Here is a 15,900-nt window from a genome sequence, read left to right on the forward strand (position 1 = left end):
CGACCATTCCACGCTAAGGGAGCAGCGCGATTCTCGCCCGGCGTTGACAAGCCGCCCGTTGCGGATCACTCCTCCGCGAATACGGACGCTGCCGGCTCCATGATGCTGCCGTCGTCACGGCGGTTCCGCCGCTTCTGCACGGGGGCTCCTGCCCGAACCGGCCCCTGATCGTCGAGAGGAATCACCAGTTCTGTGCCGGCCTGCGCCTCGAATTGCTGGCCCCGCACCTCGAAGCTGACCGGGCCGTCGCCGTCGATGATCGTCACTTTCATGGCCGGAGCCGTCAGACTGATGAGCATCCGGGTTCCTCGCCAGGTCAGTCGGTAGCGAAGCTCCGGCCAGGAAACAGGCAGTCGCGGATCGAAAGTGAGGAGGCCGTCGTAGTCACGCATCCCACCGAACCCGGATACGACGGAGTTCCACACCCCTCCAGACGCTGCGACATGCACACCGTCCGCGGTGTTGCCGTGCCGGTCTTCCAGGTCGACAAAGACGGTATCGAGAAAGTACTTGAGCGCGAGGTCCTGGTAGCCGACCTCCGCGGCGATGATCGACTGCACGATCTTCGACAGGCTCGAATCGCTGGTGGTCAGCGGGTCGTAGTAGTCGAAATCGGCGAGTTTCTGCTCGAGGGTGAACTCGTCACCCTGCAGGAACAGCGCGAGAACGACATCCGCCTGTTTGAGTACCTGGAACCGGTAGATCACCAGGGGGTGGAAGTGCAGCATGAGCGGCTTCCGGTCGTCCGGCGTCGCCGCCAGGTCCCACACCTCTCTTTCGAGGAAGGCCGAGTCCTGCGGGTGGATCTGCAGCGATTCCGAATAGGGAATCGTCATGGCATCCGCAGCCCGATCCCAGTCGAGGAGTTCCGTCTCGTTGAATCCCAGCCGCTCGGCCATCCTGGCGTATGAATCTGGTCGCTCTTCCTGGATCATCCGCACCGTCTGGGCCGCGTACCGAAGGTTGAAGCGTGCCATGACGTTGGTGAAGAGGTTGTTGTTGACGACGGTGGTGTACTCGTCCGGGCCCGTCACACCGTGAATCTCGAACCGGTCGTCGCCGTTGCTGCGCCAGAATCCGAGCGTCGTCCACATGCGGGCGGTCTCGACGGCGATGTCGACAGCGCCATTGCAGAGGAAGTCCAGGTCGCCCGTCGCGTCGATGAACTTCGCCAGCGCATAGGTCACGTCAGCGTTGATGTGGTACTGCGCTGTACCGGCCGCGTAGTGGGCGGATGCTTCCTCCCCGTTGATCGTCCGCCAGGGGAAGAGAGCGCCGGCTTCGTTGAGCTTGCGGGCGCGGTCACGGGCAGCGGGCAGCATCTGCTCCCGGAGCCGCAAAGCGTTTCTCGCCCAGAGCGGGCTCGTATACGAGAGGAAGGGGACGACGTAGATTTCGGTGTCCCAGAAGTAGTGCCCGCTGTATCCGTTGCCGGTGACACCCTTCGCCGGGACACCAAGACCGTCCGCCCGGGCGGAGGCCTGCGCGAGCTGGAACAGGTTCCAGCGCACCGCCTGCTGGACGTCGTCGTGCCCGGGAATCTCGACGTCCGAACGTTCCCAGAATTCCGAGAGCCAGTCGCGTTGCTTCGTGTATTGCTCTGCGACTCCCACCGAGCGGATGCGGTCGAGAGTGCGTCGGCAACGGTCGATGAGTTCGCGGGCGGGGGCACGACGTGAGCTGTGATAGCTGACGACCTTGGTGACGCGCACCGGCTCGCCCTTGCGGGCATCGATGGCGAAGACGTTTTTCGCCATGTTCCCGTCGATGTGGTGTTCCACCGAGTAGTCGTTGGAGGTTTCGATCAGGTGGTCCGCGGCGACCGCGAGGGTCATCTTCGAGTTCGCGACCTCGAAGCTGAGCACGCTGCGCTCTCCGTCCTGCCAGTGCTCCTGAGGGAGGAAGACCCTCTCGGAGACCCGCCCCGCCGTGCGCGGGTCGTTGAGCTCTTCGCCCGAGTCCCCCGCGCCGTCATAGTCGTCCTCGCCGTCCTGCCGATTGAGAATCTGGCAGGAGATGGTCAATGGTGCGTCGGCATCGAGCACGGTCACGTCGAGGGTCAACACGGCGAGATGGCGTTCCGGGAATGAGATCATGCGCGTCGCTGTCACTTGAACGCGCTTGCCGGATGGTGTCAGCCAGAGCAGGTCACGCGTCAGTACGCCCTCCCGAAAGTCGAGGCTGCGTTCGTAGCTGAGCAGGTCGGCGTCATCGAGAAGAAGCGGTTCATCGTCGACGTAGAGCCGCATCACCTTGCTGTCTGGCGCGTTCACCATGGTCTGACCGACCTCGGCGAATCCGTACGCCTCCTCTGCGTGCCGGATCTTCCAGGTCTCGTGCAGGCCGTTCACGTAGGTCCCGTGTTCATGCGCTGTTCGACCTTCGACGGCGTTCCCCCTCATCCCGAGGAAGCCATTGCCGACTGCGAACAGCGACTCGGTGAGGCCGAGGGTCTCTGCGTCGAAGTGTGTCTCGATCAACCGCCACGGGTCAACAGGAAAACGGTCTCGGTTCATCTCGGGTCCTCTGGTGAAATTTCGGTCAACGGTTGACGAATACGGCGAGGTCGTCGACGACCGTGTGCGCTCCGGCTTCGAGGAGCGCCTCGGCACCGGCCCCGCGGTCGACGCCGATCACCAGGCCGAAGTCGCCCGCACTGGCAGCGGCGACACCCGAGATGGCGTCTTCAAAGACGACGATGTTCGCCGGGTCGAGGTTCATGGCGTGGGCCGCATGGAGGAACATGTCGGGAGCAGGCTTACTCGCGAGGGACTGCTCCGCAGCAACGAGACCATCGACGATGACCGGGAACCGGTCGATCAGGCCTGCCGCGGTGAGCACCCACCTCGCGTTCTTCGAGCTCGAGACGACGCCCATCGGCATCCGTCTCTTCTCGAGGAAATCCACGAGTTCCAGTGAACCCGGATAGGCCAGGATGCCACGCTCCTCGAGAGCCCGTGAGAAGTAGTCGTTCTTGCGGTTACCGATTCCTGTCACCGTGTCGGCCGTCGGCGGATCGTCCGGAGAACCCAGCGGCAGAAGGATGCCGCGGGATGCCAGCATGCTTGCCACGCCGTCGTACCGGCGTTTGCCGTCGAGATGTTCGAAGTAATCGTCGTCGGTGTACGGCTGGGTCACGCCCTTCTCGGCGAACACCTCGGTGAACATGGACTGCCAGGCATAACGATGGAGATCAGCTGTGGGAGTGAGGACTCCGTCGAGGTCGAAGAGCACTGCGGAGTAGCCGTCCAGGCTGGCCGGAGCGGTGTCGTATGCGTTCAGAAGAACCCCCGAAAAGTGAGTAGCGGGCGAAACCTTGGGGTTGACTCTACGGCACCTCCTGGCCGCCGTTGGGTTCTCAGGCTGCACCGAGGATACTGTGAGAATGACGGAGACCAGTTCAGCTCACCCTGCAACGCCCGGTGCCCAGAACCGGATTGTTGTCGGTGTCGACGGGTCTCGCTCCTCGGTGAAGGCTCTGCGCGAAGCCCGCCGGCTCGCTGATGCCCTCGGCACCTCGCTCGAAGCCGTCGCTGTGTGGCAACGAGCTCACTCGTCGTACGACATCTACCAGTCGGAATCCGACTGGACGCCGGAGAAGGAGATCGAGAGGCTGCTTCGGGATGCCGCGGAGTCGGCATTCGGTTCGGATCAGCCCGAACGATTCACAATGTCGATGCTCGAAGGCGTACCTGCCAAAGCGCTCATCCGGCACAGCGCGGGCGCCGACATGCTCGTGCTTGGCTCGCGAGGACACGGCGGATTCATGGGCCTGCTGGTCGGTTCGGTGAGCTCGGCGTGCGTGGCTCACGCCCAGTGCCCCGTGCTCGTCGTACACAACGAGAATCAGCATACGGCGGACGCCGAGCAGAGCACCACAGCGCACTGAACCCGGGGCTCTGCCGATGCCATACGCTGGCAGGGTGGAGAGCAATGGAAGCCCTGGCAGGTCACGGCTTTCGCGACTGTTCAAGCGGCTCGCGCACCTGTTTCGGCACACCCCGGCCGCGGCCCCGTATCGGCCGGACCCTCAGCCGCTCGCCCCGTTCGAGCAGGCTCTCGAGGAGGGCCTACTCATCGCTCGACACGGCGTCTTTCTGGCGGTGCGGAACCGTTTGATCGTGCGTGCCCTCCGGGAAGGGGAAGCGTTCGACGAGGAGCAGGCCGCGCGAGTGGTCGACGAAGAGCTGTCGCTGGCGGCCGCGGAACAGCGAGAATATGCCGCGGGCGCGCGACGGCTCCTGGAAGTAGCTGGGCGCTCCGGAGGAATCGCTGACCACGCGCACGACTACCACCGAATCGACACTGACTCCCTCGCGCGGCGGGAGCGGCTCTACTCGGCCCTCGCCGACGCCCTCGAGGCCTACCGGGAAGACCCGGACGACATCGCGAACTTCGTGGATCGCGCCCGCACCGAAGCGTGGAATGACATCGGCAACAACGTCGTCTCCCAACTCGACCAGCGGATGTCGTCATTCGCCGATGAGCCCGAGTACGAGATGAGGCGGCCGGAACGGCTTCGGCAACTCCTCGAAGTCGACCTCCCGGCGTTACTTCCCCGCGACACCGACGGCGACCCACGCCGGGGCTGAAGGCTCAAACCGGAGTCTCTTGCGGTCGCGCGTCGAGACGGCGCTGCGCTCGACCGGCTTCGCGGTACCAACCGGCGAAAAGCAGCACGGCGAGCCCGACCGAGACCGCGTCACCGCCGTAATACATGATCATGCTGCCGACTTCTGCTTCGGCGGCAGACACACCGGCGGGCGGGTTGCCGTACAGCTGCTTCGACAGGATGCTGTGGCCCGCCATGACAGCGCACAGAACGATGGCGCGGGTGACGAAGCCTGCTCCATGCGGGGAGGGGTCGACGCCGGCGATCGAAGCTGAGAAGAGATAACCGGAGACGAAAACATGCACGTGGACGACAACGAACAGAAGGCCGTTGGTGTGGATGCTCGGGTAGAGCCCACCGGCGTAGAGCAACCACAAGCCGCCAAGGTTCAGCACGGCTGTCGTGACCGGGTAGGTGAGGAAACGGATCGGCCTGCTTCGCAGCATTCGCGCCAGCCGCCTGGCCGGGACCGCACTGAGTGACCGAAGCGCGAGGGTCACCGGCGCGGCAAGCATGAGGAGCAGTGGGGCGAGCATGCCAAGACCAACGTGGGCCGCGGCGTGCCTGGCGAAGTCGTCATGGTCCGCGACCGTGGCCTGCACACTCAGCGCCGTGACGAGGCATCCGGCGATCCACAGGGCGATCCTGTGCCGCGGCCAGGCTGGTCGATCCCCCGGGCGGAGTGCTCCGATGAGATACACAGCGATGGCCGCGAGGGGTGCGAAGCTCACAAGTTCCATCGCGGAGATACCGCCGCCGTGGTTATGCATCGGCCGGTACTTTTCTGGGGCGTTTCGACCGGACGAGCAGAACCGCTCCCCCCGCGATGAGCGCGACGGCAGAAATGTTCCAGCCCAGGTCGTACGGCAACAGGTCCACGTCGTAACGGATCTGGTGAATGCCGAGCAACTTGTGCTGGATCGTGCCGTCGTAAAGCTGGAACGCACCAGCTCCGAGCAGGATGCCACCCCACCACCGGGCTGGCTCGAAGGTTCGCCTGCGGCGGATGTCGGCGAAGAGGAAAAGGGCGGCGACCGTCGCGAACCAACTGAAGGCGTGGAAGATCCCGTCGGAGACAAGCCCTGCTGTGGGGGTCGACCTGTCGTAGAAGTGGTGCCAGTGGAGGAGTTGGTGAAAGACCACCTCATCCACGAAGGCGGCGATGCCGACTCCGAGCAGAACCCCCGAGAGGAGGTTCCGCCCGGAATCGGTGTTGCGAGCCACTTAGCGACGCGTGGTCGCGGCCGTATTCCGGCCAAGCAGCAGGCCGAGTGCGACCATCGCGATCGCGAGCACGAGGTGCAGCCAGTTGTCCGCGTTGTTGAGCGGGACGAAGTTCGCTGCTGTGTCCATACCGGCGACGAACAGGCCGTAGATCCACAGAACGAAATAGACCACTCCACCCCAGATGAGGAAGTTCCGTGCACCGGAAGCGGATCGCGCGAGCGCAATACCGGCGATACCGAAGAGGAGGTGGACGATGTTGTGCAGGATCGACACCTGGAAGATGCCAAGCAATAGTGCTCCTGACCCACTGCCGGCGAACAGGAGATCTTCGTAATTGGTTGTCACCCCCGGAATGAATCCGAGAATGCCGACGAGGAGAAAGACGATTCCGAAGACGAGCGCCGCCAGCTGTACGGGGGCGCGGCCGGCGCGGGTGTTTGATGTGTTTGCGGGTGATGTCATGGTGTGCTCCTTGCTCAATTCGAGAACCAACCTTGGGGAACACGATGCAGCCCCCCAGCAGCAGCAACGATAATGCCTGCTAATGGGCGATTTTTAGTACTTGACAACGCCCTCGGGATCGTTCATGCCCCAGGTCTGTACAGCCGGGACGGATACGATCAGGAGCCGACAGGAAGGCCCGAATGACCCAGCGAACAGTCCTCATCACCGGCGCAAGCGACGGAATCGGAGCCGCGGCTGCCCGCGCGCTCCATCAGCGCGGTGATCGGGTGGTCGTCGTCGGTCGGTCGCCGGAGAAGACCCGTTCCGTCGCTGAGTCAATCGGAGCGGAGTACCTGCTCTCCGACTTCGCCCGGCTCACGGATGTCCGCCTGCTTGCCGCAGATATCCTGGAGCGCTACCCGCGGATCGACGTTCTCGCCAACAATGCCGGTGGCATCCTCGGTTCACGCGAGATAACGGAGGACGGACACGAGAAAACGTTCCAGGTGAACCACCTTGCTCCGTTCCTGCTCACGAACCTGTTGATGGATCGGCTGGTCGACAGCACGGCAAGCGTGATCAATACGTCGAGCGTCGCCAACTCCCGCTTCAGCCGCTTCGACATCAACGATGTGAACGCTGAGAACGGGTACTCCGAGAACCGCGCCTACGGCAACGCGAAGCTCGCCAACATTCTGTTCACCAGCGAACTGCACAACAGGTTCGCCGAGCGCGGGATCGCGACGGCCGCGTTCCATCCCGGCGTGGTCCGCACCGCTTTTGCCACCGGATCGACGAGCCTGATGCGCCACGTGTATCGCTCGATCTTCAATGTGCTGCTGATCTCCCCCGAGCAGGGCGCGGATACCCTGGTCTGGCTGGCCACGACTGTGCCGGGGGTCGACTGGGTCTCGGGCGCGTACTACGACAAGCGAGTTATTTCGCGGGCCAATCCGAAGGCGTACGACCCGGAGCTTGCTGCGCAACTCTGGGATCTCAGTGCGAAGCTCGTCGGACTACCCGCCGAGCGACGCTGACAGTACGTCAGCCCGACACGTCCCACCGATGGTGGACGACATCGTGCAGGAGATACCGGCCGAGCGTTTCCACCGTGAACCGGGATCCGTTGCTCCGGCGACCGGTGCGCGAGATCGCCTCCGTCGGCACCCGCTCGAATGCGTCGGCGAGGGCGTTACCGGCGGTGACGAGTTCCCCGCTGACCCGTGCAGGGTCCTGTTCTCCGTAGCGTGCGGCGACGGCCGCGGCGTCCTGGTCCCAGTTCTCGAACTCCGGGTCCGTTTTCGTGAGCATGACATCGAGCCGCGTCTGGAAGACCAGAAAGACGTCGCGAACGTGGGCCGCGTACTCGAGCGGCGACCAGGTCGAGTCATCCGGACGGGTGCGAACGTCCGGCCTTGTGAGGACGGCCGCCCAGGATGCCGCGTTGTCGCGCAACTGCTCAGGCAGAGTGGCGGCGCTCACCGTCGCGGGGTCGAAACCGCAGTCCGGGCACGGCCGGTCTAGGACCCAGGTCCAGTTCTTGGTGTCTGGTTCGATTGCCATGCGCCCCACGCTAGGGCAGGAAACGTTTTCGCCCTAGTCTTCGGGCTGACAGACGGCTCCGGCGACGAGCTTCTCGGTCATCTGCGCCTCAGACCAGGGCAGTCCGACGACCGGCAGCTTCTCGCCCTTGGCGGGCGGCGCTTTCGCCGCGATCGACGCGAGCTTCATGGCCAGATTCTGTGCGAAACCGGGCCCAGCGGTCGAGTTGTTCAGCATGACAACGACGGTAAGGCCGGTCGCAGGATCCGAGAGCATCGCCGAGATGTGACCGGGGATGTAGCCGGCCTGGCCGCGCAGCGGCCCCATCTGCAACCCGCCCGGTCCGAACTGCTGCCAGTTGGGAGCATCCGCACTGAGGGAGACGGTTTTCCAGGCGTCGTCTTTCAGATCCTCGTCGAGCAATGCGCCCGTCGCGAATGAGCGGGCGTACGCGTTCAGATCGTCGAGCGTCGAAACGACTCCCCCCGCGGTGAACGCGAGCGACGATGACAGCAGCGTCTGGTCCTTCGGTGTTTCACACGCGAGCGTGCCGTCAGCGGCCTCGAGCGCATGCCACCCTGGTGCGAAGGGCTGAGCGATCTCGAGGGTCGACGCCTCGGGAAACAGGGAGTCGTTCATGCCCAGCCGGTCGAATACATACCGGCCGTAAAGCTCTTTGGCAGTGCTGCCCGACGCTTCTTCCAGTGCCAGACCGAGCACGGCATAGTTTGTGTCAGACGGCGCGTACGCGGCTCCCGGCTCGCCGGTGCGCTTGCTCGCGATTCCGTCTGAGACGAGTTCAACGGTTGACCATTGGCGAGTCGGGTTGGCGGGAAAGAGCGGCCCAATCGTCTTGCTGAAATCGCCGAGACCAGCGGTGCCGTGACAGAGCTGGCCGAGCGTGATGCCGTCGAGACCGCGGATCGACGGCAGGTAATCAGAAACGGCGTCGTCAAGCTCGACCGTGCCATCGCCGACCAGACCGTACAACACGTCACACGTCATCGGCTGGGTGTTGTCGCCGACCCGGAAACGCATGTCGGTCGACATCTTCTCGCTACCGCCCGGTGCAGTGACACCCGAAGCCGACACCCATTGCCCTGACCAGGGCGCCCAGACGCCGACGATCGCGCCGGGGGCAGCCGCCAACGCCATCGCTTCGGTGAGCGCTGCGTCGAGCGCTTCAGCAGACGCCGAAGGGAGGTCACCAGTGGGTTGTTCCGGCAGGGCGACGACGGATGCTGTCGCACCGGCACACGCCGAGAGGCCCAGCACCACGGCAGCGGCAACCGTCAGCAAGCCTGCGCTTCTACCTCGTGCCATGTTCGTTCTCAATCCATCCCCCTGATGGCCCTACAGAAGGGGAGTCTAGCCGAGCCTTCCTGCACTCAGCCTGTGGCGGCCGGGATGTCACGGACTGTTACACGATCAGTACAAACGCTGCGTCGATTCATCAGCGACGCGCAGCCAGCGGTAGCCATAGGCACCGAGGGACAACTCCGCCTCACCCTTCTCGGAGAGGGTCACCTCGCCGCTTTCCAGCAACTCGACCAGCCGGGTGGTCGGGCCGGCATCGGGCACAGCGATCGTCACGATCGCTGGCTCTGAACTGAAGTTGTGTACGGCGATCATCCGCCCCTGTGCACCCGAGACGGAGTGCACCAGCACAGCGTCGTTGGGCTGCTCGAGCACCGAGAAGTCGCCCCATCCGATCTCGACCGAATTGCGGTAGGTCCGAATGAGCAGGCGAATGAACTGCAGCAACGAATCGGGATCGTGGCGCTGGTCGGCAACGTTCACATGCTCCGGTGAAAACCCGTCGTCCACAACGGGTGCCGCAAGCCTCGACGCTCGTGCGCGGGAGAATCCGCCGTTCACATCGCTGGTCCACTGCATTGGCGTTCGCACCGATTGCCGACCGGGGATGGCGAGGTTCTCCCCCATCCCGATCTCCTCGCCGTAAAACAGCACGGGTGTGCCTGGCGATGAGAAGAGCATGCTGTACACCATGCGGATGCGACGGGGATCGCCGTCGAGCATGGTCGGCAGGCGGCGGACGATTCCGCGGTCGAACACCCGCATGTGTTCTTCCGGTGCGAAGGCGTCGAAGACTTCCTGGCGTTCGGACTCGGTCAGCTTGTCGAGGGTCAGTTCGTCGTGGTTCCTCACGAAGTTCGCCCACTGTGACTGCCGGGCGATAGCCGGCCGTGCAGAGAGGGCATCGGCGAATGGTCGAGCATCCGAACGGGCGAGCGACAGGTAGAACTTCTGCATCGCGACGAAGTCGAACTGCATACTCAGTTCGTCGGCGTTGTCGCCGCCGAAGTATTCCACTTGCTCCGCGCGCGGCAGATTGACCTCGCCGAGAAGGATGCCGTCACCGGTGCGTCGACCGAGGAAGGACCTCAGCGTCTTCAGATAGTCGTGCGGGTCCCCGTATTCCCCGTCGCCCGTCGCCTCCGTCGGCTCAAGCAGGAACGGGACGGCATCCACCCGGAAGCCATGGATCCCCAGTTCGAGCCAGAAGCCCATCACCTTGGCGATCTCGTCGCGAACGAGGGGGTTCTCAACGTTCAGGTCCGGCTGGTGCTTATAGAACCGGTGCAGGAAGTACTGCCCGGTCTTCTCGTCGAGCTCCCACACGCTGTCCTCAACACCGGGGAACACCGTCTCGGCTTCGTTCGCGGGAGGTTCGTCCACCCACACGTAGAAGTCGCGGTAGGGCGAGTCGACACTCGAGCGCGCGGACTTGAACCATGGGTGCTTGTCGGAGGTGTGGTTGACGACGAGGTCGACGATAACCCGCATGCCGCGGTCGTTCGCGGTGCGGAGAATCTCCACCAGGTCGCCGTGATGCCCGAGCCGGGGGTCGACGCCGTAGAAGTCGGTGATGTCATAACCGTCGTCGCGATCCGGTGTCGGGTAGAACGGCATGAGCCAGAGGCAGGTCACCCCGAGTTCGGCGAGATAATCCATCCGGTGGGCGAGGCCGGCGAGGTCGCCGATCCCATCGTCGTTCCAGTCCATGAAGGTCTCGACGTCGAGGCAGTAGACAACGGCTGTCTTCCACCACAGGTCGGACGTGTCGGTCATCCTCATGCGGATGCCGCCGTCCGCGCGGCCAGCTGCGGCAGAACCTGATCACCGAACATATCGAGGAACTCGGTCTGCTCCACACCGACATGGTGCAGGTAGATCTCGTCGAACCCCAGGTCGGCGAACGCCGCGAGCTTCTCCGCATGCCAGGCGGGCTCGGATGAGACCAGGACCGTGGAGTGCATGTCGTCCGGCTGTACATGCTTCGCTGTTTCGTCGAACGCTTCGGGGGTGTCGAGATCCCAGCAGACCGGCGGAGAGAAGACATTCGTGCGCCACTGGTCGTGGGCGATCGCGAGCGCTTCAGCATCCGTCTTCGCATAGCTGAGGTGCACCTGCAGAACCAGGGGGCCGGCGCCGCCCGCCCCTCGATAGGCGTCGACCATTCGTTTCAGGTCGTCGGGGGCTTGCGCCACGGTGGCGAGGCCGTCTGCCCAGCCGGCGGCCCACTCGGCCGTTGCGGGGCTGACGGCTGCGGCGAGCAGCGGAGTCGGGGTAGCAGGGCGGGTCCACAGCTTCGCCCGATCGACGGTGACGAGACCATCCGTGCTCACTTCTTCTCCGGCGAACATCCGTCGCATCACGTCGACACTCTCGGCCAGGCGGGCGTTCCTCACGTCTTTGCGGGGCCACGCGTCACCGGTGATGTGCTCATTCATCGCCTCGCCTGAGCCGAGTGCTGCCCAGAACCGGTCCGGGTACATGGCGGAGAGGGTCGCGGCCGCCTGCGCGATGATCGCCGGGTGGTAACGCTGACCGGGAGCGTTGACGACACCGAGTCGAAGATTCGTGGCCTGGAGCGCGGCACCGAGCCACGCCCAGGCGAAAGCGGAGTGCCCCTGCCGCTCGCTCCACGGGGCGAAATGATCCGAGCACATGGCTGCCTGGAAACCGGCGGCCTCCGCGTGGATCACGGCGTCGAGCAGAGCGCTCGGGTGGACCTGTTCATGGGAGGCGTGGAAGCCGAAGACTGTCATGGATCCCTTTCGGTTTCGACCGAGCCTAGGGAAGCTCGTCGCAGGGCGGCTACCCCTCGCATGTCGACTGTCCGCGTGATATCCGGAGTTGACCCGGGCGCGGCACTGCGCTCGAATGGATCCCATGCCCGCCCACATCTTCAGCCCCGAGGTCGTCGACGCTGTTCTTCGTCACATGAACTCGGACCACGCAGACGACAATCTGCTCATCGTCCGGGCGTTTCTCGACCCGGCAGCAGCGTCGGCTGTGATGACCGGCCTGGACGGCGATGGTGGCGTGTGGGCGCTCACCGCCGCGGACGGCACGCAGACCCAGGCGCGGATCGACTGGAGTTCCCCGGTGGCCGAGCGCAGCGGCATCCGTCGTGAGGTCGTCGTTCTCTACGACAGGGCCTGCGAGAAACTCGGCGTTCCACCCCGCCCTCACTGAAGAAACCTGCGCGAAAGACCAAACCGTTTGCGTGAGGCTTCCGAATCTGATGATGTGCGACACCGGTCGCACTCTCACTCAGAAGGATGCAACCATGCGCACGTCACCCAACCGACTTCTCGCCACCGCCTTCGGCGGCGTCTACCTCCTCGTCGGGGTGCTCGGCTTCGCCGTGACCGGCGGCCTGAGCTTTTTCGCGACCGAAGGAAACCTCCTGCTCGGGTTGTTCGCGGTGAACCCACTGCACAACGTCGCCCACCTCCTGATCGGTATTGCGCTCCTGATCGCCGGTCTCTCGAATGTCGCGGCGGCGCGCGCCACCAACACGGTTGTCGGTGCGGCATATCTGCTGCTCGGCATCGTCGGCTTCTTCCTCGTCGGCACCGCCTTCAACGTCCTCGCGCTCAACACGGCGGACCACTTCCTGCACCTCGGCAGCGCGATCGTGCTGCTCGGTGTCGGCCTCGCGGCGGACAAGTCGGTCCGCTCCAGCCGCGTCGCCGCCTAGCGATCCGCTGATTTCAGACCGGGAGGGGAGTTCGCCGTGAACCACGTCAGTCGAAGCGTGATAGCCCTGACGAGCCTGGGGGTCGGTCTCGTCCATCTCGCGATCGGAGCGGGCTCTCCTCCCTTACTCGCGATTCTCCTGGTCGGGTTCGGCATTGCCGAGCTCGCCTGGGGCGTCGCGGTCCTGGCAACGGGCAGGCTGATCCTGCCCAACGCCGCGCTCCCCCTGGCGCTCACGCCGCTCCTCCTGTGGGGCCTCGACGTCACCGTCGCCATCGTCCTCGGTGGATCAGGCGCGACCGCGCTCCTGCCGTTCGGTCCGATGGCCGCGTCGGTCGTACTCAGCCTGTTCCTCGGAGCCGGCCTCGCGATCTCGCGGCGACGGGCGGGATCGCCGCGACCGGCGGCATCCGCTCCCCGACCCGGCAGATACCTGCTCGGCATGACCCTCGGGGCCATGCTCGTTGCGGGCCTCGTCACCCCCGCTCTGGCCGGAACACAGGCGGGAACCGAAGCCGTGCCCCACGGCGAACACGGCACCAACACGGTCAAGGACGCCCCCGGACCGCACTCCGGACACTAGTTGCCCTCGGGGAACCTCGCTAAGCTAAGGTCACCCTAACCGCCAATGTCGGAGTGCGATGTCGAACATCATCCCGTTCTCGCAGGAATTGCGTGAACGAACGCGAGCGAGTCATTCCGAGAGCGAAGGCGCCGACTTCATGGGCGACCTGATGACCGGCAAGGGCACCCGCGACGACTACATCGCCCTCGTCGCCCAGCATTTCTTCATCTACGAAGCGATCGAACGCGCAGCCGAGCGGATGCGCACAGACCCCGTCGCCCGGCCGTTCATCTCGGACAAACTCACCCGTCTGCCCGCCATCGAAGAGGATCTCCGTTTCCTCATCGGTGACATCTGGCGCGAGCAGATCACCCCGCTCCCGACAACCGCGGCATACGTCGCACGCATCGACGAGGTCGGCGCGACGTGGGCGGGCGGTTTCGTCGCCCACCACTACACGCGCTACCTCGGCGACCTGTCCGGCGGTCAGATCATCCGCACCATCATGCAGCGCCAGTTCGGCTTCGACACGAACGGCGTCGGCTTCTACCTCTTCGGCGACATCGCCAAACCGCGTGAATTCAAGGACACCTATCGCGAGCAGCTGGATGCCGTGCCGTGGGACGACGAGGAACGCGCGCGTGTCATCGACGAGGTTCTCGTCGCCTATCGTTTCAACACCGACCTGTTCCGCGATCTGGCTGTGGCCAAGGCCCAGTCGGTCGCCTGACACGTACACCAGAGGCGGCTGCCCCGGCATCCGTCGCGCCCTATTCACAGAGGAGAAGTGTGAACCCGTTCGCCACCAAACCCTGGCTCAGCGCCTATGCGCCGGGAGTCCCGCACGAAATCGACCCGCCGACCGGGTCACTCGTCGACATGGTGGAGGAGGCCGTTTCGAGGTTCCGGCGACACACCGCGCTGCAATTCTTTGGTGAGACGACGAGTTACGCCGAGCTGGGCGACCAGATCAGCCGCGCCGCGGAGGGCCTGCGCCGCCTCGGGGTAGAGAAGGGGGACCGCGTCGCCATCGTGCTGCCGAACTGCCCGCAACACGTCGTCGCCTTCTACGCGGTTCTCCGCCTCGGCGCCGTGATCGTCGAACACAACCCGCTCTACACAGCACGTGAACTCCGGCACCAGTTCGAGGACCACGGCGCCAGGGTCGTCATCGCCTGGGACAAGGTCGCGGGGACCATCACGGACTTCCCGTCCGACCTTCCGATCGACGCCGTCATCTCGGTCGACGTGACCCGCGCGATGCCGTTCGGTACCCGCGTCGCGCTCCATCTCCCCATCCCCAAGGCGCGGGCTTCACGCCAGGCGCTGACGACGGGTTCACCGGTTCGCGGCACGTCGTCGTGGTCGTCGCTCCTGTCGCACGGAAGCCTGCGCCGCAAGCATCCGCGCCCGGAGGGCAGCGACCTGGCCCTGCTGCAATACACCAGCGGAACAACCGGCACTCCCAAGGGCGTCATGCTCAGCCACACGAACCTGCTGGCCAACGCCGCCCAGGGTCGCGCGTGGGTACCCGGCCTCTCCGAGGGGTCCGAGGTCTTCTACGCGGTACTTCCCCTGTTCCACGCTTACGGCATGACGCTCTGCCTCACCTTCGCCATGAGCATCGGGGCAGCGGTCGTGCTGTTCCCCAAGTTCGACGTCGACCTCGTGCTGTCGGCGTTCGCGAAGACCCCCGCCACCTTCCTGCCCGCCGTCCCGCCGATCTATGAGGCGCTCGCGCGCACGGCTGAACACCGGAAAGTCGACCTCTCCGGCATCCGTTTCGCGATTTCAGGTGCGATGAGTCTCCCCGTGTCGATCGTCGAACGGTGGGAGACGGCGACCGGCGGTCTCCTCGTCGAGGGCTACGGGATGACCGAGACCTCTCCCGTCGCACTCGGCAACCCGATGGGCCCCTCACGTCGTCCGTCGACCGTCGGCGTGCCGTTCCCGAGCACCGAGATCCGCGTCGTGGACCCGGAGGACCCGACCGTCGATCGCGGGCTGGGTGAAGCGGGCGAGTTGCTCGTGCGAGGACCCCAGGTGTTCTCCGGCTACTGGAAGCGCCCAGCCGAAACCGCCGCCGCGCTGATCGGTGATGGCTGGCTTCGCACCGGTGACATCGTCGAGGTCTCGGATGACGGGTTCGTCACCGTCGTCGACCGGCTCAAGGAACTCATTGTCACGGGCGGCTTCAACGTCTCACCGACCGAGGTCGAACTCGCGCTGATGGGACACCCGGATGTGCGGGAGGCCGCCGTGGTCGGGATGCCCCGCGAAAGCGGTGGCGAGGATGTCGCCGCTGCCGTCGTGATGAACGACGGCGCGAGCTTCGACCAGAACGCCCTGCGCGACTTCTGCCGCAAGGGACTCACCGCCTACAAGATCCCGAAGCGCATCGTCCAGGTCGACGACCTGCCCCGTTCGCTCATCGGCAAGGTTCTCCGCAAGGACGTGAAGGAACGGATGCTCTCGAGCTGACGGTTCGATCGAGATGCCA

General features: G+C 64.9%; 17 protein-coding genes. 8 read left to right on the top strand and 9 right to left on the bottom strand.

What is annotated here, in order from left to right:
* Positions 1-65 precede the first annotated feature (65 nt).
* Both ACWA1Q_RS13295 and ACWA1Q_RS13300 read right to left on the bottom strand, forming a co-directional pair.
* On the bottom strand, positions 66-2,516 hold the full coding sequence (locus ACWA1Q_RS13295) for a glycoside hydrolase family 65 protein (RefSeq protein ID WP_463758007.1): 2,451 nt from the start codon (positions 2,514-2,516) through the stop codon (positions 66-68).
* Between the two features lie 25 nt (positions 2,517-2,541).
* Positions 2,542-3,234, bottom strand: coding sequence for an HAD family hydrolase (locus ACWA1Q_RS13300; protein ID WP_463758008.1), 693 nt, complete (start codon positions 3,232-3,234; stop codon positions 2,542-2,544).
* Positions 3,235-3,385: 151 nt separating this feature from the next.
* Between ACWA1Q_RS13300 and ACWA1Q_RS13305 the strand changes: the two genes are divergently transcribed.
* The gene (locus ACWA1Q_RS13305) at positions 3,386-3,889 is read left to right on the top strand and encodes a universal stress protein (protein WP_463758010.1); all 504 of its coding nucleotides are present in this window, start codon (positions 3,386-3,388) and stop codon (positions 3,887-3,889) included.
* 34 nt (positions 3,890-3,923) lie between these two features.
* Positions 3,924-4,592, top strand: a complete 669-nt coding sequence (locus ACWA1Q_RS13310; protein ID WP_463758011.1) for a hypothetical protein — start codon at positions 3,924-3,926, stop codon at positions 4,590-4,592.
* A gap of 4 nt (positions 4,593-4,596) precedes the next feature.
* Here the strand turns inward: ACWA1Q_RS13310 and ACWA1Q_RS13315 are convergent, their stop codons facing one another.
* Genes ACWA1Q_RS13315 through ACWA1Q_RS13325 form a run of 3 tightly spaced genes read right to left on the bottom strand, consistent with a single transcriptional unit; the run spans position 4,597 to position 6,301 of the window.
* Positions 4,597-5,382 carry a cytochrome c oxidase assembly protein gene (locus ACWA1Q_RS13315; RefSeq protein ID WP_463758013.1) on the bottom strand — a complete coding sequence of 262 codons (786 nt, stop codon included), beginning with the start codon at positions 5,380-5,382 and terminating at the stop codon, positions 4,597-4,599.
* On the bottom strand, positions 5,375-5,836 hold the full coding sequence (locus tag ACWA1Q_RS13320) for a DUF2243 domain-containing protein (RefSeq protein WP_463758014.1): 462 nt from the start codon (positions 5,834-5,836) through the stop codon (positions 5,375-5,377). Before ACWA1Q_RS13320 ends, ACWA1Q_RS13315 begins: the two co-directional genes overlap by 8 nt.
* On the bottom strand, positions 5,837-6,301 hold the full coding sequence (locus ACWA1Q_RS13325; protein ID WP_463758016.1) for a DUF4383 domain-containing protein: 465 nt from the start codon (positions 6,299-6,301) through the stop codon (positions 5,837-5,839).
* Between the two features lie 182 nt (positions 6,302-6,483).
* Here ACWA1Q_RS13325 and ACWA1Q_RS13330 point away from each other — a divergent pair, with 182 nt between their 5' ends.
* Positions 6,484-7,320, top strand: coding sequence for an SDR family NAD(P)-dependent oxidoreductase (locus ACWA1Q_RS13330; RefSeq protein WP_463758017.1), 837 nt, complete (start codon positions 6,484-6,486; stop codon positions 7,318-7,320).
* Positions 7,321-7,327: 7 nt separating this feature from the next.
* Here the strand turns inward: ACWA1Q_RS13330 and ACWA1Q_RS13335 are convergent, their stop codons facing one another.
* The 4 genes from ACWA1Q_RS13335 to ACWA1Q_RS13350 form a co-directional block, all read right to left on the bottom strand.
* Positions 7,328-7,846 carry a DinB family protein gene (locus tag ACWA1Q_RS13335; protein WP_463758018.1) on the bottom strand — a complete coding sequence of 173 codons (519 nt, stop codon included), beginning with the start codon at positions 7,844-7,846 and terminating at the stop codon, positions 7,328-7,330.
* Positions 7,847-7,879: 33 nt separating this feature from the next.
* Positions 7,880-9,148, bottom strand: coding sequence for a serine hydrolase domain-containing protein (locus ACWA1Q_RS13340; protein ID WP_463758020.1), 1,269 nt, complete (start codon positions 9,146-9,148; stop codon positions 7,880-7,882).
* Between the two features lie 105 nt (positions 9,149-9,253).
* Positions 9,254-10,924: an alpha-amylase family protein gene (locus ACWA1Q_RS13345; protein ID WP_463758022.1), complete on the bottom strand. Its 1,671-nt coding sequence runs from the start codon at positions 10,922-10,924 to the stop codon at positions 9,254-9,256.
* Complete coding sequence (locus ACWA1Q_RS13350; protein ID WP_463758023.1) at positions 10,921-11,898, bottom strand: TIGR03885 family FMN-dependent LLM class oxidoreductase; 978 nt, start codon at positions 11,896-11,898, stop codon at positions 10,921-10,923. Before ACWA1Q_RS13350 ends, ACWA1Q_RS13345 begins: the two co-directional genes overlap by 4 nt.
* Before the next feature lie 124 nt (positions 11,899-12,022).
* Here ACWA1Q_RS13350 and ACWA1Q_RS13355 point away from each other — a divergent pair, with 124 nt between their 5' ends.
* The 5 genes from ACWA1Q_RS13355 (at position 12,023) to ACWA1Q_RS13375 (ending at position 15,881) form a co-directional block, all read left to right on the top strand.
* Positions 12,023-12,328, top strand: coding sequence for a DUF2470 domain-containing protein (locus ACWA1Q_RS13355; RefSeq protein ID WP_463758024.1), 306 nt, complete (start codon positions 12,023-12,025; stop codon positions 12,326-12,328).
* Between the two features lie 94 nt (positions 12,329-12,422).
* Positions 12,423-12,836: a DUF4383 domain-containing protein gene (locus ACWA1Q_RS13360; protein WP_463758026.1), complete on the top strand. Its 414-nt coding sequence runs from the start codon at positions 12,423-12,425 to the stop codon at positions 12,834-12,836.
* A 36-nt stretch (positions 12,837-12,872) separates the two neighbouring features.
* Positions 12,873-13,418 carry a hypothetical protein gene (locus ACWA1Q_RS13365; RefSeq protein ID WP_463758028.1) on the top strand — a complete coding sequence of 182 codons (546 nt, stop codon included), beginning with the start codon at positions 12,873-12,875 and terminating at the stop codon, positions 13,416-13,418.
* Between the two features lie 58 nt (positions 13,419-13,476).
* Complete coding sequence (locus ACWA1Q_RS13370; protein ID WP_463758030.1) at positions 13,477-14,130, top strand: biliverdin-producing heme oxygenase; 654 nt, start codon at positions 13,477-13,479, stop codon at positions 14,128-14,130.
* 59 nt (positions 14,131-14,189) lie between these two features.
* A complete protein-coding gene (locus ACWA1Q_RS13375; protein WP_463758032.1) occupies positions 14,190-15,881 on the top strand; it encodes a long-chain-fatty-acid--CoA ligase in 1,692 nt (563 codons plus the stop codon).
* The last annotated feature ends 19 nt before the right edge of the window (positions 15,882-15,900 follow it).

This window comes from Mycetocola sp. TRD_SC_2 (assembly GCF_055361225.1).